The 18,782-nt window shown below is 62.1% G+C and carries 14 protein-coding genes; 5 read left to right on the forward strand and 9 right to left on the reverse strand.

Going from position 1 to position 18,782, the window contains the following annotated elements:
• Window positions 1-27 precede the first annotated feature (27 nt).
• Window positions 28-780 (forward strand): SDR family NAD(P)-dependent oxidoreductase, encoded by a 753-nt coding sequence (locus XI06_RS06695; RefSeq protein ID WP_271604876.1) that lies wholly within the window; start codon window positions 28-30, stop codon window positions 778-780.
• Between the two features lie 283 nt (window positions 781-1,063).
• Here the strand turns inward: XI06_RS06695 and XI06_RS06700 are convergent, their stop codons facing one another.
• Together XI06_RS06700 and XI06_RS06705 are read right to left on the reverse strand one after the other, a co-directional pair.
• Complete coding sequence (locus XI06_RS06700; RefSeq protein WP_271604877.1) at window positions 1,064-1,912, reverse strand: hypothetical protein; 849 nt, start codon at window positions 1,910-1,912, stop codon at window positions 1,064-1,066.
• 304 nt (window positions 1,913-2,216) lie between these two features.
• Window positions 2,217-2,516 carry a hypothetical protein gene (locus XI06_RS06705; RefSeq protein WP_271604878.1) on the reverse strand — a complete coding sequence of 100 codons (300 nt, stop codon included), beginning with the start codon at window positions 2,514-2,516 and terminating at the stop codon, window positions 2,217-2,219.
• A 160-nt stretch (window positions 2,517-2,676) separates the two neighbouring features.
• Here XI06_RS06705 and XI06_RS06710 point away from each other — a divergent pair, with 160 nt between their 5' ends.
• On the forward strand, window positions 2,677-3,630 hold the full coding sequence (locus XI06_RS06710; RefSeq protein ID WP_271604879.1) for a hypothetical protein: 954 nt from the start codon (window positions 2,677-2,679) through the stop codon (window positions 3,628-3,630).
• Between the two features lie 513 nt (window positions 3,631-4,143).
• Here XI06_RS06710 and XI06_RS06715 read toward each other — a convergent pair.
• Complete coding sequence (locus XI06_RS06715; protein WP_237864360.1) at window positions 4,144-4,644, reverse strand: hypothetical protein; 501 nt, start codon at window positions 4,642-4,644, stop codon at window positions 4,144-4,146.
• 274 nt (window positions 4,645-4,918) lie between these two features.
• Between XI06_RS06715 and XI06_RS06720 the strand changes: the two genes are divergently transcribed.
• The 3 genes from XI06_RS06720 to XI06_RS06730 all read left to right on the forward strand — a co-directional run bounded on the left by XI06_RS06720 (window position 4,919) and on the right by XI06_RS06730 (window position 9,960).
• Window positions 4,919-7,975, forward strand: a complete 3,057-nt coding sequence (locus tag XI06_RS06720) for an ATP-binding protein (protein ID WP_271604880.1) — start codon at window positions 4,919-4,921, stop codon at window positions 7,973-7,975.
• Between the two features lie 269 nt (window positions 7,976-8,244).
• Window positions 8,245-9,459: an OpgC domain-containing protein gene (locus XI06_RS06725; RefSeq protein ID WP_271604881.1), complete on the forward strand. Its 1,215-nt coding sequence runs from the start codon at window positions 8,245-8,247 to the stop codon at window positions 9,457-9,459.
• A gap of 12 nt (window positions 9,460-9,471) precedes the next feature.
• Window positions 9,472-9,960: a DUF2059 domain-containing protein gene (locus tag XI06_RS06730; RefSeq protein ID WP_237863992.1), complete on the forward strand. Its 489-nt coding sequence runs from the start codon at window positions 9,472-9,474 to the stop codon at window positions 9,958-9,960.
• Between the two features lie 6 nt (window positions 9,961-9,966).
• Here XI06_RS06730 and XI06_RS06735 read toward each other — a convergent pair whose 3' ends face one another.
• The 6 genes from XI06_RS06735 to XI06_RS06760 all read right to left on the reverse strand — a co-directional run bounded on the left by XI06_RS06735 (window position 9,967) and on the right by XI06_RS06760 (window position 18,715).
• Window positions 9,967-11,463, reverse strand: a complete 1,497-nt coding sequence (locus XI06_RS06735) for a sugar ABC transporter ATP-binding protein (protein WP_271604882.1) — start codon at window positions 11,461-11,463, stop codon at window positions 9,967-9,969.
• On the reverse strand, window positions 11,460-12,557 hold the full coding sequence (locus XI06_RS06740; RefSeq protein ID WP_271604883.1) for a hypothetical protein: 1,098 nt from the start codon (window positions 12,555-12,557) through the stop codon (window positions 11,460-11,462). The genes XI06_RS06735 and XI06_RS06740 overlap by 4 nt, the downstream gene beginning before the upstream one ends.
• Complete coding sequence (locus tag XI06_RS06745) at window positions 12,554-14,677, reverse strand: ABC transporter permease (RefSeq protein WP_271604884.1); 2,124 nt, start codon at window positions 14,675-14,677, stop codon at window positions 12,554-12,556. Before XI06_RS06745 ends, XI06_RS06740 begins: the two co-directional genes overlap by 4 nt.
• A 75-nt stretch (window positions 14,678-14,752) precedes the next feature.
• Window positions 14,753-15,760 (reverse strand): sugar ABC transporter substrate-binding protein, encoded by a 1,008-nt coding sequence (locus tag XI06_RS06750; RefSeq protein ID WP_237863988.1) that lies wholly within the window; start codon window positions 15,758-15,760, stop codon window positions 14,753-14,755.
• A 46-nt stretch (window positions 15,761-15,806) separates the two neighbouring features.
• A complete protein-coding gene (locus XI06_RS06755; protein WP_271604885.1) occupies window positions 15,807-16,778 on the reverse strand; it encodes an ABC transporter permease in 972 nt (323 codons plus the stop codon).
• Between the two features lie 41 nt (window positions 16,779-16,819).
• Window positions 16,820-18,715, reverse strand: coding sequence for an AMP-binding protein (locus XI06_RS06760; protein WP_237863986.1), 1,896 nt, complete (start codon window positions 18,713-18,715; stop codon window positions 16,820-16,822).
• Window positions 18,716-18,782 lie beyond the last annotated feature (67 nt).

Raw genomic sequence — 18,782 nt, forward strand, 5'->3', positions numbered from 1 at the left:
ATCCCGCCGAACAATGGAAGACATGCGATGACCAAGAGACTCGAAGGCAAAGTTGCGCTGGTAACCGGCGCATCCAAGGGCATAGGTGCCGAAATCTCCGCCCGGCTTGCGGCCGAGGGTGCGGCGGTTGCCGTCAATTACAGCTCGAGCAAGCAGGCCGCGGACCGGGTGGTCGCCGCCATCATCGCCAAGGGGGGCAAAGCTGTCGCGGTCCATGGCAATCTGGCCGACGCCAAGGACGTGAAGAACGTTGTCGCGGAGACGGTGAAGGCGTTCGGTGCGATCGACATCCTCGTCAACAACGCTGGCGTCTACGAGTTCGCCCCGCTCGAGGCCATCACGCCCGAGCATTTCCACAAGCATTTCGACCTCAATGTGCTCGGCCTGCTGCTGGTCTCGGGTGAAGCGGCGAAGCACTTCAACGCCAATGGCGGAAGTATCATCAACATCAGCTCTGGCGTATCGACCATCGCACCGGCAAACACCGCCGTATACACCGCGACCAAAGCCTCGGTGGATGCGATCTCCGCCGTGCTGGCCAAGGAGCTGGCGCCGCGCAAGATTCGCGTCAACGCCGTCAATCCCGGCATGATCGCAACCGAAGGCGTCGTGTCGGCGGGCCTGCACGAGGGCGACATGCGCAACTGGATCGAATCCACCACCCCGCTTGGCCGCATCGGTAACGTCGAGGAGATCGCCGCCGCGGTGGCCTTCTTCGCATCGGACGATGCCTCCTACGTCACCGGCGAGACACTTCACGTCACCGGCGGCCTTCGCTAGCGAGGCGCCTGCTCCGGCGAGACTTCGCCGGTTCCGATGAGAAAATGGCCCCGTCTCGTGCGGGCCATTTTGGGATTATGGCGACAGTGCCCGAAACATTCGTACCGGATCAAGCGCACTGTCACGGCAATCCAACGTCGGCTGACGCGCTGTTTGCTTTCGATCGAGTGCAGCCTACTTCCAACCGCCAACGCGGCTGCCGCATACGCTTCAGTGTTGATCCGCTGACCCTCAAGCAGAGGACGCCGTATTGATACATCGCACAAATGCATAGTGTCCGACGCTAAAATGGCCAGAGTCGCATCAACGCTTCGATCGCATCCTTCATATGTACTTTCACTACCTCTCTTAGGCCCTGCATGGCTCCGTCGATCGTTTGGGCTTTTACGGTATTCGCAAACGTGATGCTTGCAGCCTTGAGCGCGTTGATGGTCCTCTTAAACCAGCCGATGCTCACTTCACCTGATTTGAGTTTTTCCAGGCCGCCTTTCAGGTCGCTGACGACTGCGTCGCGTTCTTGCGAGCGCTCAGCGGCATAGCCGTTGTCCTGCTCAATTGCCTCGGTTGCTGCATTTAGCTTGTTGACCGCCTCGGCAACAACCGGGTCAGTCGGGTCCAATTTGATTGGTGCCCACTCGTCGATGGGAGCAACGTCTATCACTTCGCCGGTGGCTTCTAGCGTGATCTCGCCGATGGACGTTCGATCAAAATCTGCATTTGTTAAGCTGAGTTCGTACGCGCGGGTGTTAACCTTCTGAAGCGCGCTTTGTAGCCAGCCTCTCGGATTGCCAGAAGCTCTAGCCTTGAAAAAGACGTTGCCGGGCGTGATTTCAAGTCCAGCTACTAGCGCATCCATCTCTCCGGTCTTTTGCCAAATAGTCGGTCCAAAGTGATCCTCAATGATCGCTATTGCGCCGTGCTGTACCATCAACCGGAGTGCTTCCGCACGCAAGGCGTCACTCTCCACATAGCAATAGTCCTCGGCGGCGCCGTCGTCGCGGACGGTGAACTCCTTTTGCCACGCTAGGTCGGTATAATAGTCTTGAGAGTATTCGGAGTACATGTAGAGCGCCAGCATGTAGTACTCGGGCGCGAGATTCAGAAACGACTGTTTGTCCATCTTGGTCGCCATCGGCACTCAACCTTGCAGCGCAACAGATACACAATGCGCGCATTGTGCCCCTGAAACTAAGGACGAATCAAGCTGACTCAGCTCGTAGTCACGCGGGATAGCTCGGACACCCGTGAATTGCGGTGACAGTGCACGAAGCGTTCGTGTCGGATTAGGTGCACTGTCGCCGCAATCCCCATTTACTCTGACCGTCGCGTCTACTTGCGACCGACAGTCCCTCATGGAGCCTCGACTCGCTCAATGCATGCGTCTCATGAACACTAGGCGGAGCCGTACAATCTACCGCTGGTCGTCGGGTGATCTGCTAGTAACCCTCATCTGCTCCTGCGGGCAGCGTCAGGATGTAGCGATGGAGAACGCCCGCCTGATATTGTGTGTCCATCAGCTGCTGGAACTTATCAAGCAGCGCCTGCTCCTCCGCGTTGAGCGGCGGCAGGTGCTCTATAATTTGCTGTTGCTCTTGGGGGGAGCTGCGAAGCCATTTGGTTATGGCTTCAATGTCGCCCGAATGCAGCCAGGTTGCCAGCGACAGCGAAGTTATGAAATTCGCGAGTCCATGCCCGGCTTTTCCTAACGCGATCAATAGACGGATAGCTAGATTCATGGCGATCCCCCGTCGAGGTTCAGGGCACCGGTAGACGGTACCCGATTCGTGGGAGCCCGTTTCTGTGAATAGCGGGGATTGGTCAAAAAGCAGGTGCTGCCAAGTCTGGTTGGCCGTCGCCCGTTCTGCGTGTGTATTGGGGAGATTTCGAGGGCAGGAAATGGCGAAAACGGCAAAGCGCGTGATCAAAGAGCCGTCGCAGCGGGAAATATTGCAATCAATCAAACGGATTCAAGCTCAGGAAATGGTGACAGAATCCCAATTGGTGCATCAGGTCACTGAGATCCTTAAGGCAGGGAAGGTCCGGGTTTTAGAGCAGGGCAAGAGCCGCCGCATGATGGGCGACTTGCTTGCTTCTCGGACTGAGCTTGGACAAGAGCGACGGTACTCAATCGAAGTTGCGCTGGAGATAAGCAACGAGAAAATCCGCGAGCATTTCGGGCGATTCAGAAACTACGTCCGTCAAAGCAAACAGCCATTTCAAGATTTCGACGAGTACTGGCTGGTGGGCTACAAATACGCGGGCGAGGCAATGCGGAAGCGGCCGGAGAATGATCGGCATTTCCGCGTCTTGGATCTGGAGGAGCTTCGCACGCTTTTTGTCCCGCCTCGTTCACCAAAGCCGAAAGGAAAAGCGCAAACCAAAATCGGCAAGGCAATCGAGACGAATGAGAAGGAGATCCTGCTCGCCATCACGGGACTCATTCTTCAGATCGATTCCAAGATTGAAACGTTGAGAGACCTCCGGCCCAACTCGCCCGAAGCTATCGCGGAGCAAGGGGCTCATATTTCAGAATACGAACGGATGCGGGCGGAGCTTGAGCGCATCCAAGTAATGGTCAACGCCTTCAAGAAGGGCGAGCAAAAAGAGGCCAAGGTCGTTAAATCGGTCAAGACATTTGCCGAAGGCGTACAGGGCTGGTGGACAAAGAAGCACGACGAAATTCTCGCGAAGACGTTTGATATGGGCCTGTTCACGACGGCCCTTGGGATCTGTTCCATGGCGGGCGCGGGTGGCAAATTCGGAGTTGTCGTGTCCGCCGCTTTGGTTGGAGGCAAGCCAGTCGCGCAAGCGCTGAAGGGACTGTTGCCCAAGAACTGGTCGGGTGAATAGTGGTTGCCCACAAGCACTATCGGCGAAAATGGAGTTACAGTGATAGTGCGCTTAATCGGCGTGTCGGGATCCGTCCCTGAAAACCCCGTAATGACCTTCCCATCCGTGCCACCAGCGTTGCCGGCCGCCTCGCCGAACACTAATCCATCAGGCTGAATCTTGATCGTCTCGCCGCCCACCACAAACTCCGCAAAATTCCTTGGCGTCGCCGAATGGACGCCATTCGTCAGGAAGTCGTCGATCTCGTAGCATGTGTCGGGCTTGCCGCCGGAGCCCGCGCTCAAAAACGTCTGGAAGTTCTGGCCCGTCACCTTGGCCTTCTTGTGTGCCGACCATTTGGTGTAGCGGTGGAACAGTTTGGCAGGATCACGGGACCCTTGGTACGTAGACATCCCGCCGCAGCGCAATTTGGCTGTGCGTCCGCCGCACGCAGAAAAACGCGGGACGGCAAAATGCCGTCCCGCGAAATTCAGATCAGGTGGTTGCGCTGCGATCCAACCCGGATCAGCCCGCTCAGCCCTTCTCCGGCCTGTGCGGACAGACCATCGTCAGATGGAGCAGCGTCGGCTTGTCCGAGCCCCTCTTGTATTCCCACTCCAGCCGGATCTCGTGCCGGTCGGCCAGCGCATCGCTCGGTGCGTGCATAATGATGTTGGTCTTCATCGGGATCGGCGGCTCGGAGTTGAAGCACTTGCGGACGCAGGCATCGAGCAGGTCGCATCGCGTCAAGGGAATCACCCCGGGCTCGTCCCTGGACAGGGGAACCGTGTTCAGCTGGGCGCTGAGGTCGACGCGAGCGCGGCCCTTCTCCTTGTGCCAGTGCTTGGCGCTGCCCTCCGGCCATTTCGAGGCTGGCGTCAGAATCAGGTGGTACTGGCCGTACTCCAGCGTCGGCACGTCGATGTCGTCCGAAGCCTTGAGCTTGGCGACGCTCTTTTTCATGTTTGCCAGAGGGAAGTAGTTGCTGTTCATCAAATCTCGGAATGGCTTGCCTCTGTAAGGTCTCGAGCCCATCGCCTTGTCCCTCAAAATGTCATTGGCTGCGTGAAAAATACATACAGCTCCGCCACGCTGGCCGGCCTGGCTGACCATGCGCTGCCGAAATATATGCCCCCTTGCCGGGATTTTTTGACGCTACCACTCAGGGCTGTGTTTCGTCCAGATCGCCAACTGTGCTGTGCCCAGCTTCCTGCGAGCCGGATTGCTAAGTGGTTCTCGATGGGTATTCTCGTCAAAGTCGCTCGCGGATTCTGATCGACAGACGGGCCGCGACCTTTGAGGCGCAGGAATGCATTGCTTCGCATGTCAGTCGGCGATCGATCCGGACGATAGCTGGTGCTCCAAATGCGGGGCTGCGGTGCGTCAACGAGTCGATCCCGACAGCGAACGTCGATTTGTGACGATTCTTCGCGCTGACGTCATCGACTCCACGGGTCTGGTTGCTGAATTGGAGCCGGAGGATGCCGTCTCGCGGCTCGAGCCGGCTCTGGCAGCCATGAGAGCCTCCGTACGTCAGTTCGGCGGCATCGTCAGCAAGGAGCTGGGAGACGGACTCGCGGCGGTCTTCGGCGCCCCGATTGCTGACGACAACCATGCGCCGCTGGCCTGCCATGCGGCCATCGAGTTGGTCCGGCGCGTCGCCAGTCTCGGCGATCCCGGGCTTCAGGTCCGGGTCGGCCTGCATTCCGGCCATGTTGTCGCCTACATGGTCGCCAGCGAATTTTCCAAGGTCTACGAAATCGGCGGCGCCGCCCAGCATCTGGCCGCGCGGCTGGAGCAGGTCGCCGAGGCGAATCAGATCTACGTCTCGGAGGCCTGTCAGAATCTCGCCGACGGGCATGTCAGGTTCGAGCATCTCGGCAGCAAATCCCTGCGCGGCTTCAGCCAGCCCGTGCCGGTCTACCGGATCGTGGGTGCCAGCGACCTGTCGAGCTGGCGCGTGCGACGGGCCCGCAGCGTCTCCCGCTTCGTCGACCGTGCGATCGAGCGGGCCTTGCTGGATCGCAGCGCCGGACAGGCCCGTGCCGGCCGGCAGACGGTGCTGCTGCTGGGCGATGCCGGCATCGGTAAATCGAGGCTCGCGCATGAGTTCGCCCAGAAGCTCAAGGGCGAAGGCTGGCGGTTGATCGACGCCGAGTGCAGCCCGAATCTCCAGGGGGCGCCGTTCAGCACGCTCAAGCGAATCCTGTTGCCGGCCATGGACGCGGCCGCAAAGGACCCCGGCAATCCCCGCGATCCCCGGGCCGAGCTGTCCACGATTCAGCAAAGCGCCCTCGATGCGGTGCTCGATGTGCCGATCTCGAACCCGCAATGGGACGAGCTCGAGCCGCATGCGCGGGGGCGCGTGATCTCCGACGCGAGCTGCGCCGTCATCCAAAGCGTGGCCAGTCGCCAGCCGACGCTCCTCCTTCTGGAGGATTTGCACTGGATCGACCGGGCCAGCGACGTCGTCGTCGCGGCCATTGCCGCGCTGGCGGTGCCCGGCCTCCTCGTGCTTCTCACCACCCGCCCGAACGGCATGCCGGTCTGGATTGCGCGCTGCCACGCCGAGGTGGTCGCGATGCGGCCGCTCGACGACGATTCCGGGCTGGAAATGTTGTCCGACATGCTCGGGTCCTCGGAGACCAATGCCGATCTGAAGAGTCGGATCATTTCCCATACGGCCAACGTGCCGCTGTTCATCGAGGAGGTCTGCCGCGGGCTGAAGGACAGCGGCACCTTGCGCGGCGAATGGGGCGATCTGGCGCTGATGCGCCCGATCGACGAGCTCGGCATTCCCACCAGCATTCAAGGTGTGATCGCGGCGCGCCTCGATCGCCTGTCGCGGCAACAGCGTCTGGTGTTGCAGGTCGCGGCCGCTTTGGGGCCGCGATCGAGCGAAGCCGTGGTGCGGAAAGTCTCGCAGTTGCCCGAAGACGTCCTTCAGGATTGTCTCGTGTCACTGGACCGGGCCGAGCTGCTCGTCAGGATCGATAGCGACCTCGAGAACTCGCTCGAGTTCAGGCACGAGATGGTCCGCCAGGTGACCTATGAGTCGATGGTCGAGAAAGTGCGCGAGAGCATTCATGCGCGCGTGCTTGCGGCTTTCGAAAGCGACGAAACGTGGCGAGATGATCCCGACGCCCTCTGTTACCATGCCATGCGCGCCAAGGACTGGGCCAAGGCATTCAACTACGGGAGAAGTGCCGCACAGAAATGCCTCGCGCGCTCGGCCTATGCCGATGCGGTCGACTACTTCCGGACCGCAATGAATTCGCTCGACAAGACGCCGTTGACGCGCCCGCGGGAGACCAACGCGATCGATCTGCGGATGGAGGCGCGCATGGCGTTTCAATGGTCCGGTCGCGTCGCCGAGTGGATCGATCTCGGAAAGGAGGCCGACCAGCGGGCCAGCCAGATCGATGATGTCGGCAGAAAGATCGCTGCCATGACGGTCATGGCGGGTGGACAGAACTTCTATGGGACGCCGGCCGAGGCCGTCGTTCTTGGCGAGGAAGTCGTCGGCCTCGCCGAGCAGTCGGGCAATCCGGGGTGGCGCAACCTTGCGCAATACAATCTCGGACAGGCTTATTTTCTTGCTGGGCGGTATCGCGAGGCCGAGCGGACTTTCGCACGGGCCCGCGCACATCTCATGGAACCAGAAGCGAGCGCGCCGTACGGCACGCCGCCGAAATACACACTCCTCCTCTGCTGCATGATGAAGAGCTTCACCCACACCGTCATGGGTGAGTTCGATGCCGCCGAGCAGCTTCAGCGCGAGGCTGCCGCGATCGCGGACGAGACCGGCCGTCCCCATGACCGCGTCGCTGCCGCCTCTGGCAGCGGCTGGCTGATGCTGGGACGGGGCGATCCGGCCGCGGCGGCCGCCGTTCTCGAAGGCGGTCTTGTGCTGGCGCAGAAGCATGGCATCCGGCTGTTCGTGCCGGTGCTCGCCTGCCATCTCGGCATGGCCTATCTTGAGCAGGGCTTGTTCGATCGGGCCCGCCGCATGCTGACTGAAGCGCGCGAAGAGGCACGTGCCGTCGGCTATACCTCGGCGGTGCTGCGCTCCTCGATCTACCTCGCCTTGGCGGTCAATCAGCTTGGCGATGTCCGGGCGGCCCAGAACATGCTGCGCGAGGCGCGCAACACCGCGCGCCAACAGGGCTTTTCCGGCCTCGAGGCTGAGGCCCTGTTCGGCGAGGCCGTGGTGACGCCGCCTGCGAGCGGTGACAACCGGACCATCATCCTTGCTGCGCTCCGCGCCGCGATCGCGATCGCCTCAGAAAGCGGTGCGAGGCCGCTGCGGGAGAAAGCCGAGGCGATGCTGGATCGCATGTTCGCCGGAGGCGATCAGCCTGCCTGAGGCGGAATCGGGCCTCGCCGCGCTCTCGCCCGACGGACCGAACGATTTTTGCAAGCGATGCAAGGGTTTAGCTACTGTGCATGGGGTTGTTCTGACTTTTCGCGACGCGGCCGAGGCGCTGTGACGACAAAGTCCCTTGCGCGGGCGAAAAGGTCGGCTACCGTTCGCGCTCTAACCGCAGGGTTAGGTGACCTTTTGATTGATTCTTTTTAGCATCCGATTTCGCCGGCGCCGCATTGGCGCGACGCCCACCAGACGAGGCGGGGGCCATGATCATACGGGACCAGGCAGCACTGTTGGCGCCGGTCGAGCGCGATTTGCGGCTCGACCTGTTCCGCGGCATCGGCTTGTGGATGATCTTCCTCGATCACATCCCGCACGACGTCGTGGCCTGGCTGACGCTGCGCAATTACGGCTTCAGCGATGCCGCCGAGTTCTTCGTCTTCATCTCCGGCTATCTGGTCGGCTGGATCTACGGGCCGATCGTCGCCGGCGGCTGGTTCCTCGCCGCGCTGAAGCGGCTGTGGCGGCGGACGGCCGAGATGTATGTCGCCCACATCATGCTGTTCCTTCTGTTCACGGCGCAGATCGCCCGCACGATCAGGAGATTCGACAACCCGATGTATGCGGACGAGTTCAACGTCCACAACTTCCTCGACCATCCGGACATCCTGATCGGGCAGGCGCTCACGCTGCGCTACAAGCCGGTCAATCTCGACGTGCTGCCGCTCTACATCACGCTGATATTTGCCTCGCCCTTCATCGTCTGGTGCCTGGTCCGCCGGCCGAACCTGACGCTTGCGGTGTCCGTGGTGCTCTACGTGCTGTCGCGCTGGTTCGACTGGAACGTCGCCTCCTACCCGCCGGGCACGACCTGGTATTTCAATCCGTTCTGCTGGCAGCTGATGTTCGTGTTCGCCGCCTGGTGCGGCATCGGCCAGATCGAGAAGATCGGCCAGTGGGTGTGGTCGAGGGCCGCAATGACCCTGGCCGCGGCCTGGCTCGTCTTCGCCTTCATCATCGTGATGACCTGGCATGTCCACACGCTCGAGGCCATGATCCCGAAATGGATGATCAAGGCGATCTACCCGATCGACAAGACCGACCTCGACATGCTGCGCTTCACGCATTTCCTGGCGCTCGCCATCTGGGTGACGCATTTCCTCCCACGTCATTGGAAGGCGTTGCATACCTCCTGGCTGCGTCCGATCATCCTCTGCGGCCAGCACTCGCTGCCGATCTTCTGTCTCGGCGTGTTCCTGTCGTTCTCCGCGCACTGGATCCTGACGCAATACACCAAGGGTGTCTGGGAGCAGCTCGCGGTCTCCTTCCTCGGCATCATAATCATGATCGGCGTCGCCTGGCTGCTCGATCGAACCGAGCGTGTGCCGAACCTCTTCGTGAAAGTGTCGGAAGTCGAAGAGCCCCAAACCGTCGCCGTCGAGATCGTGCCTGCCGCGACTGCCGCACCGGCGCGCCGCTGAGGGGAGATATCCATGTCGAGACGCTTGTTGACGATTGCCGGCGCCCTGCTGCTCCTCATCAGCAACGCGTCGGCACAGGCGCCGTCGCCCGAGGCGATGGATGCTGCGCGCAAACTCGTCACCACGCTGAAGATCGCGGATCAGTATCGCGCGGCGCTTCCGCAGCTCATGCTTAAACTGAGACCCGTGGTCGCGCAGGACCGACCGGAGATCGAGCACGAATATGATGCGTTGACCGCGCCGGGCTCCGACATCTACGCACCGTTCGCCGCCACCATGATCGACCAGATCGCCGCCCTCTATGCCGCCAGCTTCACCGTGGAAGAGCTGCGTCAGATCGAAGCGTTCTACGTCCAGCCGGCCGGCCGGAAGCTTTTGGAGAAATCGGATGCGCTGGCGCAAGCGAGTGCGCAGATCGGCCAGGACGCGAACCAGAAGGCTGTCGATGAACTGAAGCAGCGCCTCACCGAGGCGCTGCGCCAGAAGGGGCACAAGCCGTAGGCGCCTTCAGTGGATCGCGGCGTACATGATCTTCTCCTCCGTCGCTTCCAGCGCGGAGAACTCTTCCACCACCTTGCCCTGGCGCGAGACCAGGATGCGGTCTGACAGCGCCATGATCTCGGGCAGATAGGACGAGATCACCACGACCGCCTTGCCCTCATCGGCGAGCCGGTTGATCAGCTCGTGGATCTCGACGATGGCGCCGACATCGACGCCGCGGGTCGGCTCGTCGAAGATGATCAGGTCAGGCTCCTGCACCAGCGATTTCGCGATCACGACCTTCTGCTGATTGCCGCCGGACAGCTCGACCACCTTGCCCTCGTCGCTGATGGCACGAACCTTCAGCCGCTCGATCCAGGTCTTGCCGACCGCATCGGTCTCCCGCCGCGACAGCATCATGCGCCCCCGCGGAAACTTCGAGAGCAGGCCAAGATAGATATTGCGCGCAATGGAAGAGGTCTCGAAGAAGCCCTCGACCTTGCGGTCCTCCGTGACATAGGCGATGCCGGCCTTCACCGCCGGCGCCGGCACACGGTAGCGCACCGGCTGGTCGTGCAGCAGGATCTCGCCGCCGTGGAAGAAGTCGCGCTTGAGCACGCCGGCAACGATCTTGAAGGTTTCGGTGCGGCCCGCGCCGACGAGACCGAACACGCCGGTGATCTGCCCTGAAAACACCGATAGCGAATTGTTCTTCACCATCGGCGCCATCTTCAAGTTTTGCACCGTGAGCACCCGCGCGCCGGCCGGCCGCACGCTGCTCTTGCGTGCGCCGTAGAGCGTGTTGGAGAGGTCGCGCCCGACCATGGCCTGCACGATCGCGGCGCGGTCGAACCTGGCGACATCGTCGGTGACGACATGCTTGCCGTCGCGCAGCACCGTGATGCGGTCGGCGAGCAGCAGCGCTTCTTCCAGAGCGTGCGAGATGAAGACGATCGAAACGCCGCGCTTCTTGAGATCGCGGACAAGGTCGAAGAAATACTTCTTCTCCTCAGGCGTCAGCGATGCGGTCGGCTCGTCGAAGATGATGACCTTGGCACGGTGCAGGACCGCGCGCGCGATCTCGACCATCTGCTTCTTGGCTGCGCCAAGACCGCTGACGGTCGCCGTCGGCGTCACATCGAAATTGAGCGATTGCAGAAATTGCTGCGCGGCGATGTAGATGCCGCGCAGGCGGTTGTAAAACCTTTCCTGCCCCAGAAACAGGTTTTGCGCGACCGTCATGGTCGGCACCAGGCTGTTCTCCTGGAACACCATGGCGATACCGAGATTACGCGCCTCGAGCGGAGTCTTCGGCGCGACCTCGGCGCCGTCGACCGTCATGGTGCCCGAGGTCAGCGTCACCACGCCCGCCATCACCTTGGTGAGAGTCGATTTGCCGGCACCGTTCTCGCCGACCAGCGCGTGAATTTCGCCGCGGCGCAGATCGAAGTCGACCCCGTCGATGGCGGGGACGCCGGCATAGAGCTTTGTCGCCTTGCGCAGCGAGAGTGCGATGTCGCTCATGCCCGAAACTCCTCGGCAAGGCCGGCGAGGGGCAGCTTCAGGACTCGGCCCGGTCCCTTCGCGATCAGCACGAGATCGCCACCCATCTCGACCGCCGCGACGACGCCGTGATTGATGCCGTCGACCCGGCTATGCAGCGAATAAAGCGGTTGGCCGTCGGCATCGAGACGGATGACGAGGCCGTAGGAGCGCGGTGGCGCCCAGGGCTTGATGACGCCCATGGTCTTGATATGCGCGCCCTGCATCGGCTCCTTGAACGAGCGCCCCGAGCGCAGCCGCGGTGCAACCCAGTGTTCGGGCGCGATCTCGGCCATCATGCGGCGGCGGTAGCCGGGCTCGCGCAGCACGAACTCGACCAGCTGCGTCCGAGCGGTGAATGCGGTGAGCCAGTAGCCCCCGCCTGAAGCCTTCGACAGCCGTGATGGATAGACCGGCAGGTGAGCGAGCACGATCTTCGGCGTTGCGCCGGGCGAGACAAGAACGAGGCGATGGCGCCAGCTCTCGCTGACCAGCATGGCGCTACCATGCGCGCAGGCACCGAAGGCATAGCCGAGGCCCTGGGCCAATCGCGTCACGGTCCTGCTGCCGGGATCGAGCCGGTACACGCGGCCGCTCCGGTTGAGCTCCAGCAGGTCACGCGCCCAATCGTCGACGCCTGACGTCGCCGAGCCGTCCGTCGCAATCAGCAAGTTGTCACCCGCCAGCGCGAGCGCATTGATCGCATTGAACGCCGCATCGGCAAAGGTTGCGCTCGGCTGCTCGGCCGAGGGGCCTTCGTAAACACGCACCTCGCGCCCACCGAGTGCGACAGCAAGGCCGCCGCCGGGCAGGGCACAGAGTGCCGAGATCGGTTGCTCGAAGCTGCGCAATTCCGAGGCCGAGCTGTTGTTCAGCAACAGCAGTCTTCGCCCGTCTGCAATAAAGAGCTTGCTGCCGTCAGTTGCAAGATCCGCGGGCGAATCGCAGGTCAGCAAAGTCTCGGCGGCTTCCAGCTTCTGGTTCGGCTTCAGCGCGCCATCGAAGGACGGCACGGTGATGGTGGCGTCGCCGCGCCCGAGAAATCGGTTGGCGAAGTCTTTGACGGCCGCGATCACGACTGCTTCCCCCACCTCTTGTCATACTGGACGAAGTTCGGATCGGCATTGTCGAGCTTGTAGCGGCCGATCCGGTTGTTGAGAATGCCGCCGAGATAGAGATAGCCGCGATGCTCGCGCATCGAGGTGATCATCGGATGGTTCTCGCCGTGCAGGTCCCAGAACGATTCGACGATCTTGCCCTGTTCGTTGAACTTGACCACGCAGCCAGTGTTGATGTTGGGGAACAGCCATTCGTCGACCGGCACGCGCTTGGCCATGCGGCGGCGGAAGCCCGGCATCTTCCAGGCGAGGTCGAGCGAGGGACTGCGCATACCGACCAGTGCCAGCCAGTAATTGCCGTCGGAGGCGAGATTGATGTTGTCGGGGTATCCAGGCAGATTGTCCATGACGACCTCGACCGCGCCTTTCTTCGGCCCAGCAAACCAATAGCGCTTGATCGAGCAGCCAAAGGTTTCGGCGAACAGGATCGACTGGCCGTCACCGGCGACGCAGATGCCGTTGGGGAATTTGAGTCCGCGCAGCTCGGTGCGTGTCGTGCCGGTCTTGGTATCGTAGGAGATGATGCGGCCGTTGCCGCGTGCCTCTAAGCCATCGATGGGCCATTCGTCCATCTCGTAACGGACCGTCGCTTCGGAGAAGAAGATCAGGCCATCGTCGGTGATATCGAGGTCGTCGGCAAGCCGCAGGCGGCTGTCGTCGTTGACCGAGCGCAGGCTGCGGTTGGTCTCGTCGGTCGCCTTTTCCACGGTGCCGTCGGGCTTGATGCGATAAAGCCCCATGCCGCCGATGCAGACGTAGAGATTGTCCTCGCGATCGAAGGCCATGCCGAGCGGCTGGCCGCCGATATGGGCGAACACCTCCATCTTCTGATAGTCGGGCGCGAGGAAGCGCATGATGTCGCCGTGGCGCGAGCCGGCATAGAGATTGTCATGGCGATCGAGGATGACGTCTTCCGGCGCCTCGATGCGGCCAAGGCCGATCGCCTCGACGTCACGCAGCTTGTCGTTCTGCTCGAATGGCCCGCCCTGTCCGATCTCGGTTGGCGGCGGCGGCGGCAATTCGTGATAAGTCGGCGCGACATAGACCTTGCTGATGATGCGGGTCCGGTTCTTCTGCCAGCGGATGTCGACCATGGCCGCGACAAGCAGAATGCCGGCCAGCGCCATGCGGTTGACGCCCCCGCGCGCGTTCATGGTGGTGAGGCCGTTGGTGATCAGGAGTACGATCAGCACGCCCACCGCCGATTTGGCGACAGAGCCTTTGCCACCGCCGAGCGTGATGCCGCCGAGTACGGTCGCGGTCAGCACGATCACCTCGAGGCCAACGCCGATGTCGCCGCCGACGGTGCCGAGCCGGGAGGCGAAGAACAGCGCGCCGATGCTGGTCAGCACTCCGCTTGCGACGTAGCAGAGCGCGATGGTGCGGCGGACGGGAATGCCCGAATTGTAGGCCGAGCGGCGCGAGCCGCCTATTGCGGTGATGTGCCAACCTGGGCGCAGCCGGGTCATGAAGATGTGGCCGAAGATCGCGATGACGATATAGGCCAGTGCCACGGTCGGAATGCCAAGGACAGCACCGGCGCCGATGAAGTCCCAGGACGGGATGTCGGGGAAGGCCGAAGCGATCGCGTTGGAGTAGCGCTGGATCAGAAGATCGTAGGCCGAGCGGTAAATGATCAGCGTGATCAGCGTGGTGATGAAGGCGCGCAGTCGCAGATATCCGACCAGGATGCCGTTGACGGCCCCGAGCAGTGCGCCACACAGCAGCGTGGCGACCACAACGGCCGGAACCGGCCAGCCGGCGACGTCGAGCAGATAGAGCGCACAGAAATCGGTCAACGCGAAGATCGACCCGACCGAGAGATCGATGCCGCCGACGATGACGACCAGCGCAAGCCCGAGCGCAATGAAGCCGATCTCGCCGGCCTGGCGCGCGGTGTCGGCGAGGCTTGCCGGCGACAGGAAGTTGTCGATGGACCGGCTGAAAGCGAAGCCGACAATCAGGAGAAGGATGACCGGGATGGCCGTCTCGGTCCATCGCTTGGACAGGATCTCACCGAGAAGATGATCAGGCCAGTAGCGGTAACGCAGGCTTGTGATTGTGTCGCGCATCGGCATTCCAGCAGGACATGGGAACTGTTGAGAGCGTGATCCCCGGACATTGATCCCGGGGATCACGAGCGTCAGCGCGGACTATTTTTTGAGATCGCTGAGATTCCAGCAGGCCGTCGGACTATCGGCGTTCTCCTTGGTGATCGGAATCAGCGTGGTGTATTCCGAACCTTTGATCGAGCCAGGCTTGGCACCCGAGGACAGCAGCCACTTGATCGTACCGGCCATCTGCGCAGCCTGGGTCGGCACGTCGTAGCTCATGTTGAGATCGAATGCGCCTGACTTCACCAGCTCGCAGGCACCCTTGCGCTCGCCGCCGCCCGATGTGGCGAGGAACACCTTGCCGGTGAGGCCGGCTTCCTTCACCGCGGCGGCCGTGCCGATATCCATGCCGTCCCAGAAGCCGACGATGCCGCAAAGATCGGGATTCTGCTTCAGCACCGTTTGCGTGATCGCCTTGGCCTTGGCGGCATCCCAATCGGCGGCCTGGCTCGATACCACCTTGATCTCCGGATGCTTGGCGAGGACGTTCTCGACCCCCTTGAGCGTATAGGCGCTCGCCGCCGCCGACAGCGCACCCTGGATGATCGCGATCTTGTTCGACTTGCCTTCGCAGGCCTTGACCACGCCTTCGGTCTGGCGCTCGCCGATCTCGACCCAGTTGGCGCCGACGAAGGCGGAGCTGCGATAGGCTGAGCCCATGTTGATCTGGATGACGTAGATGCCTTCGTTCTCGGCGCGCTGGAGCAGTTTGGCGTAGGTCTGTACGTCAGGATTATGGACGACCATCACCGCCGGCTTCTCGGTAATCAGCGAGGTCACGGCCTGCGCGCCGGCATTGGTGTTCCAGTTGGCGTCGCGGATCACGAACTTGACGCCGTAGGGCTCGAGCTCCTTCTTCAGGCCGGCATACCAGCCCTCGGTGAGGTCGAAGTTCATCGCGACCGGCACATAGGCCACGGTCTTTCCGGCGAGCGCTTCCTTGAACGGTTTCTGAAACGGCTCGTCGAGGCCCTGCTGAGCGAGAGCGGGTCCAGTCAGCGCCGCGAGTGCCAGTGCGGCGAGCGTTGCCTTTGTCGGGTTGTTCATTGCTTCCTCCTTGGTTGTAGTTGCCGTTATGGTTCTTGTCGGTCGTTCAGATGTCGCCCTGCTGTGCCGTTTCTTCGTTGCGCGGATTCAGGAAGGAATCCGTGATGACGGCGAGCAGCAGGACCACGCCCTTGATGAGATTTTGCCCGGCGTAGGAGATGTCCATGATGGTCATCCCGTTGAGCATGGTACCGATCAGCAATGTGCCGATGATGACGTTCAACACGCCGCCACGGCCGCCGGAGAGTCCGATGCCGCCCAGCACGACCACCAGGATCACGTCGTAAATCAGCGTCGAGTTGAAAACGCGCGTCGGCATCGAATTGACTGATGCGGCCATCACCAGACCGGCGAAGCAGCCGATCAGGGCCGCGATCACGTACTGCAGCACGATGATCGGGCGGGAGGGAATGCCGGTGACACGCGCGGCGTAAGGGTTGTCGCCGATCGCGTAGATGTAGGCCCCCCAGCGCGTCTGGCGCAGCAGGAAAGCAACCACGATGCAGGCGATCGCGAACATCACGATCGAGGTGGGAATGCCGAGAATGGTGCCCTGTCCGAGCCGCTCGAAGCCGTTCATGCCCTGGCTCCACTGCACGACATCGAGCTGGAACAGCGCGGCCTGCCCGAGACCGGCGAGCAGCAAGCCGGTTGCCAGCGTCGCAAACAGCGAGGGCACCTCGGCATAGGCGATCAGCCAGCCATTGATAAGGCCGAACGCGATCGTGATCAGCACGGCGATCAGCAGCGAGAACGGCAGCGAATGGCCGTTCTGCACCATTTGCAGCACGAGCCCGGGCGGCACCGCGAGCGCTGCGATCAGCGAGATGTCGATACCGCGGCCGATCACGACGATCGCCATGGCGAGGCCCAGGATGCCGAGCACTGCCACGTTCTGGAGCAGCGTCAGCATGTTCTCGGCCGTCAGGAAGCCATTCAGGAAGATCGAGAATACCAGGAACAGCAAGGCGAAGACGGCAAAGACGATCTCTTGTTGATTGAACCGAAAGCGCTTCATCCCTTCGTTGCCTTTCTTCGACCTCGGGCTCTGCGGGTCCGTTATGACGATCGGGTCTCGATGCGGTAGGTCTGTGGAAGCAGTGTCAGGCTCTCAGTGAGCGCCTTCACCCGGTCCTGGTCGTTGGAGACGATCGAAACGGTGACCAGCGTAGTCAACCTGACGTCTTTGTCGACGACAATGTCTGCCCTGGTGGCTGGACCGAAGATACGATCGATCTCGGTCCTGACTTTCTCCTGGATAGCGAGGTCGCGAAGCGTGGGCTTGAATATCTTGCCGACCGCGGTCACGGGAAGGGCCTCGAGCAGGACGACGCGCTTGGGCCGAGCAGGAGGCTCATTGACGTTGCGTTCGAGATGCTCGCATAGCTGCGGAAGGTTGATGATTTTTCCGGGAGACGGAACGACGAACAGAATAGGCACCTCGCCGGCGTAGGCATCCGGCATGCCGACGGCCGAGCTCATCTGGACACCGGGGAAAACATTCGCGACGTCCTCGATAGCGGCGGGATCGATGTTGTGGCCGCTGCGGACGATCAGATCCTTCTCGCGGCCAGTGAGCACCAGCCGCTGATCGGCCGTGAGATAGCCGACGTCGCCTGTGACAATCCAATGGTCGTCGGTGAGCACGCCCTTGTTGTGCCGGGGATCGAGATAGCCTGGAAACACCTGCGGTCCCCTGACGAGGACGAGGCCGCTGGTAAGCGGCGGACACTCCGTCCTGAGGTCGATATCATCAAGCGCGACGATTTTCGTCTGTGCAAACGGCGCCCTGAAGCCGACGCTGCCTTGCATGGGTGTGCCGCGGCCGGGATTGAATGCAATCGCGGCCGCGGTCTCCGTCATGCCATAGGTCTCGAACAGCGTGATGCCAGTCCGGGCCTGAAACCTCTCGCTGACGGCTTTCGGCGCCACTGCCCCACCGGTAAGGGCCATGCGAAGGGAGCTGACATCGGATGAGCCGATCGGCACTTCGGCCAGCGCCGCGATCGAGGTCGGCACGCCACTGACGATGGTCGCGCCAAACCGTTCGACGGTGTGCCAATAGTCGCGGATCGCATCCGGGCTTCTGAGGCTGTAGGGCGAGGGAATGATCACATGGCCCCCGGCCGCCAGGATCGATAGGCCGATGGTCATGGTGCCGCCGACGTGAAACAGCGGGAAGCCGTTGATGGCGGCATCCAGCTCATCAAGTCCATGAACCTGCGCGAAGCTCCAGGCTGCGTGGATCTGGTTGCCATGTGTCAGGCGGACGAGTTTGGGTCGTCCGGTCGTGCCGCCGGTGTGGAAAAGCGCACAGACCGTGTCACGATCCCGCGATGGCGCGAAGTCCATGGTGCCGCGCATCGTCGCGACCGCCTCGTCGAAGCTGAGGGCACGCCCGGTCAGGCGACCTTTCGCGCCGATCACGACAATCGTCTTGAGCGAGGCGACGCGGCTCGCGACATTGGCCGCCTTGGTCCAGATCGCGCGATCGGCCGGTTCGGAAGCAACCACGAGAACGGTCGCGTTCTGTGCTTCGAGCAGGTCGGCAATGGCATCTTCGTTCAGGAGATAGTTGATCGAGCTGGCGACGCCCGCGATCTGGGCGCCCAGCAGAGCCGGGAAGAGCTGCGGCAGGATCGGGCAGAGAAACGCGACCGTACCTCCGTTCAGGTTGATGCCGAGCGACCGGAAGAGGTTTGCCGCCCGCATGATCTCCGTACGCAATTGCCGATGCGTCAGCGTGACATCGCCGGGCTCGCGCGAGCCCTTGGTCAGGACCGTCAGTGCGGGCCGGTCGGGATGCAGGCGCGCGGTGGCCTCGAACAAATCATGCAGATTGTGGGCAGGGATGAGGGAATCGTAGGGCAACCGTTCCAGCGCCTCGATATCGGCGATGGTTTCGATCGGCTGCGTGAAGCGCGTCGTGATCGGTGGGGGCGATGTCGTGCTCACGGACGCCGCCATTCAAGCGGCACGGTGAATTGCGCAGCAGCTGATCTGTCCTGACGCAAGCGAACGT

It is taken from the genome of Bradyrhizobium sp. CCBAU 11434 (assembly GCF_028128895.1).
Classification (GTDB): domain Bacteria; phylum Pseudomonadota; class Alphaproteobacteria; order Rhizobiales; family Xanthobacteraceae; genus Bradyrhizobium; species Bradyrhizobium zhengyangense.

Excerpts from the sequence above, each read along its gene's own strand:
- XI06_RS06695 (WP_271604876.1), top strand. The coding sequence starts at position 28 with ATGACCAAGAGACTCGAAGGCAAAGTTGCGCTGGTAACCGGCGCATCC.
- XI06_RS06700 (WP_271604877.1), bottom strand. The coding sequence starts at position 1,912 with ATGGCGACCAAGATGGACAAACAGTCGTTTCTGAATCTCGCGCCCGAG.
- XI06_RS06705 (WP_271604878.1), bottom strand. The coding sequence starts at position 2,516 with ATGAATCTAGCTATCCGTCTATTGATCGCGTTAGGAAAAGCCGGGCAT.
- XI06_RS06710 (WP_271604879.1), top strand. The coding sequence starts at position 2,677 with ATGGCGAAAACGGCAAAGCGCGTGATCAAAGAGCCGTCGCAGCGGGAA.
- XI06_RS06715 (WP_237864360.1), bottom strand. The coding sequence starts at position 4,644 with ATGGGCTCGAGACCTTACAGAGGCAAGCCATTCCGAGATTTGATGAAC.
- XI06_RS06720 (WP_271604880.1), top strand. The coding sequence starts at position 4,919 with ATGCATTGCTTCGCATGTCAGTCGGCGATCGATCCGGACGATAGCTGG.
- XI06_RS06725 (WP_271604881.1), top strand. The coding sequence starts at position 8,245 with ATGATCATACGGGACCAGGCAGCACTGTTGGCGCCGGTCGAGCGCGAT.
- XI06_RS06730 (WP_237863992.1), top strand. The coding sequence starts at position 9,472 with ATGTCGAGACGCTTGTTGACGATTGCCGGCGCCCTGCTGCTCCTCATC.
- XI06_RS06735 (WP_271604882.1), bottom strand. The coding sequence starts at position 11,463 with ATGAGCGACATCGCACTCTCGCTGCGCAAGGCGACAAAGCTCTATGCC.
- XI06_RS06745 (WP_271604884.1), bottom strand. The coding sequence starts at position 14,677 with ATGCCGATGCGCGACACAATCACAAGCCTGCGTTACCGCTACTGGCCT.
- XI06_RS06750 (WP_237863988.1), bottom strand. The coding sequence starts at position 15,760 with ATGAACAACCCGACAAAGGCAACGCTCGCCGCACTGGCACTCGCGGCG.
- XI06_RS06755 (WP_271604885.1), bottom strand. The coding sequence starts at position 16,778 with ATGAAGCGCTTTCGGTTCAATCAACAAGAGATCGTCTTTGCCGTCTTC.